A 3,228-nucleotide genomic window follows, 5' to 3' on the forward strand; every position below is an offset into this window, starting at 1 on the left:
GGCGCTCGCGCGCGCACGTGCCGCCACAGGCACCTATCTGATCGCTATCGACACCGACCATCGGCGCACCACCGAGGAAGGTGGCTGCTGGTGGGAAGTAGCCGTTCCGGAGGTCTCCGCGCGCGATCGCGTCGGCCAGGCACGGCGCGATTACGAAATCGCCAAACTGCAACAGCGGCCCAGGGCCGCCACGGATACACACGATGTCACATGACGCTTTCGAGGTGAAGATCGGCATCAACCCGATCGGTTGGAGTAATGACGACCTGCCGTCGCTGGGTGGCGAAACACCTTTGTCGACCGCGCTTACCGAAGGCCGACAGATCGGTTACCAGGGCTTCGAACTCGGCAATAAGTTTCCACGCGAGCCAGCAGCCCTGCGCGACCTGATGGCGGGCTATGGCCTGGATGTCGTATCGGGCTGGTATTCCGGGCAGTTGGCCACGCGCTCGGTGGAGGAAGAAATCGCAGCGGTGGAGCCTCATCTGCGATTGCTCGCTGAAAACGGCAGCCAGGTCATGGTCTATGGCGAAGTAGCCGATTCCATCCAGGGAGAGCGTGACGTGCCGCTGTACAAGCGCCCGCGCTGGATGGATGAAGACGCGTTCAAGCGGTATGGCGAGCGACTCACCGCCTTCGGCAGGCACCTGCTCGCCTCCGGCGTGCAGCTGGCGTATCACCACCACATGGGCGCTTATGTCGAGTCGCCGGAAGATATCGACAAAGCCATGGCATATACAGGCGAAGAGGTCGGTTTGTTGTTCGATAGTGGCCATGCGTATTTTGGCGGCGGCGATCCGGTCACGATCCTGCGCAAGCACATCGGACGCATTTGCCATGTGCACTGCAAGGACGTCCGGCCGTCAGTCATTCGCCATGCCCGCAACCGACAGTGGAGCTTTCTTGATTCGGTGCTCAATGGTGCATTCACCGTGCCTGGCGACGGCGCGATCGATTTCGCCGCCATCGTGGATGTATTGCGCGAGCACGGCTATCGCGGCTGGCTGGTCGTGGAAGCCGAACAGGATCCGGCAGTGGCGCCCAGCTACGCCTATGCCGACAAGGGGTATCGCACGCTGCGCTCCTTGGTGGACCGTACGCCTCTGCAGGACGTGGCGTGATGGCCCTGCCAGAGGCCGTCTTCATCCCGGGTATTGCCCATGCCCCCATCCTCAACGGAGACCACTCATGAGCCTTCTGGTCAAAGCCCGAGAAGGTCGCGACATCGTCAAGGTGACGCCGGCATCCGCCGGCTGGACGTACGTCGGCTTCGAGGGTTACCGCCTCGAGGCTGGCCAGTCGCTGGATATCGAACTGCCCGACAACCGCGAAGCATGCCTGGTCGTGCTTACCGGCAGTGCCGATGTCGCCGTCGGCGAGAATACCTGGACGAACCTGGGCGGCCGCGTGAGCGTGTTCGACGAACGCTCGCCCGATGCCATCTATGCGCCGCCATCATCCCGCCTGGCGATAAGCGCACGCGACGCAGTCGAACTGGCGCTGGCCACCGCGCCTGCCACGGGCAAGCACGAGGCGCGCCTCATCGCCGCGGTCGGCATGAAACGCTCCGTGCGCGGCCAAGGCAGCAATACCCGCTACGTATGCGACATCCTTCCCCAGACCGAACCGGCCGAATCGCTACTGGTTGTCGAAGTCGTGACGCCCGCCGCACATTCATCCAGCTATCCGCCGCATAAGCACGACAGCGACAACATTCCGACCGAAAGCTCGCTGGAAGAGACCTACTACCACCGGATCGATCCGCCGCAAGGTTTTGCCTTCCAGCGTGTCTACACCGATGAACGCGACATCGACGAATCGATGGCCGTATGCGACCACGACGTCGTCATGGTGCCGCGGGGGTATCACCCGGTGGTCATGCCGCATGGTTATCGCGGTTATTACCTCAATGTCATGGCCGGCCCGCGCCGTGAGTGGCATTTCAAGAACGACCCAGCGCACGACTGGCTCATGTCGCGCTGATTTTCGACGGAAAATTCACATGTCTGCACAACTAAATACGCACACCCAGGTTCAATCGATCGGCCATTTCATCAATGGATGCGAGCTGCAAGGCAACGGCGGTAGCGTGCCTTCTTACAATCCGGCTACTGGCGAAGTGATCGGCGCCGTCGCCATCGCCTCGGCGAACGAAGTCGACCAGGCAGTCCAGGCCGCCTACGCGGCGTTTCCTGCGTGGGCACAGACGCCCCCGTTGAAGCGCGCGCGCGTGATGTTCCGTTTCAAACAGCTCATCGAGCGCGATATGGATGAGCTCGCCGCGACCATCACACGCGAGCATGGCAAGGTTCTATCCGATGCGCGGGGCGAACTGGTGCGCGGACTCGAGGTCGTCGAATACGCATGCGGCATTCCGGAAATGCTCAAGGGCGAATACACCGAGCAGATTGCCAACGGCATCGACGCGTGGACCATGCGCCAACCACTGGGTGTGTGCGCAGGTATTACACCGTTCAACTTTCCCGCCATGGTGCCCATGTGGATGTTCCCCATGGCCATCGCCTGCGGCAACACCTTCGTGCTCAAGCCATCCGAGCGCGACCCCAGCTTGACGCTGCTGCTGGCGCAACGGCTGAAAGAGGCCGGCTTGCCCGACGGCGTATTCAATGTGATACAGGGAGACAAGACCGCGGTCGATGCCCTGCTCGATCATCCCCGCGTCAAGGCGATCAGCTTTGTCGGCTCCACGCCGATCGCCGAATACATCTACGCGCGCGGCTGTGCCAATGGCAAGCGCGTGCAGGCCCTGGGTGGGGCGAAGAATCATGCGATCGTGATGCCCGATGCCGATATGGAAAAGACCGTCGACGCGCTGATGGGCGCAGGCTTTGGCTCGGCGGGCGAGCGCTGCATGGCGATCTCGGTTGTGGTCGCGGTGGGCGACGATACCGCCGATGCGCTGGTGGCACGGCTGGCGCCCAAGGTACGCGCGCTGCGCATCGGCAATGGCAACGACGATAGCAACGAGATGGGCCCTGTGGTCACCGGCCAGCATCGTGAGAAGATTGTCGCCTACATCGACGATGGCATCGCCAGTGGAGCTGAACCCGTGGTGGACGGACGCACACTGCGCGTGTCCGGCCATGAACACGGCTTCTTCCTCGGCGGTACACTGTTCGATCGTGTTACACCCGGAATGCGCATCTATAAGGAAGAAATCTTCGGCCCCGTGCTTTGCGTGGTCCGCGTGGCGGATTTTGCCAGCGC

The 3,228-nt window shown here is 62.3% G+C and carries 4 protein-coding genes; all 4 read left to right on the plus strand.

Translation table 11 applies throughout. The features are described from left to right. Window positions 1-214, plus strand: a 214-nt coding sequence (locus VF436_RS12265; protein WP_330904314.1) for a hypothetical protein, incomplete at its 5' end; no start/stop codon positions are given. After that, the gene (gene iolE / locus VF436_RS12270) at window positions 204-1,121 is read left to right on the plus strand and encodes a myo-inosose-2 dehydratase (protein WP_330904315.1); all 918 of its coding nucleotides are present in this window, start codon (window positions 204-206) and stop codon (window positions 1,119-1,121) included. The genes VF436_RS12265 and iolE, both read left to right, overlap by 11 nt. Before the next feature lie 67 nt (window positions 1,122-1,188). Beyond that, complete coding sequence (iolB, locus tag VF436_RS12275) at window positions 1,189-1,983, plus strand: 5-deoxy-glucuronate isomerase (protein ID WP_330904316.1); 795 nt, start codon at window positions 1,189-1,191, stop codon at window positions 1,981-1,983. Window positions 1,984-2,002: 19 nt separating this feature from the next. Next, window positions 2,003-3,228, plus strand: a 1,226-nt coding sequence (locus tag VF436_RS12280; RefSeq protein ID WP_330904317.1) for a CoA-acylating methylmalonate-semialdehyde dehydrogenase, incomplete at its 3' end; no start/stop codon positions are given.

This window comes from Dyella sp., assembly GCF_036384435.1.
GTDB lineage: Bacteria > Pseudomonadota > Gammaproteobacteria > Xanthomonadales > Rhodanobacteraceae > GSA-30.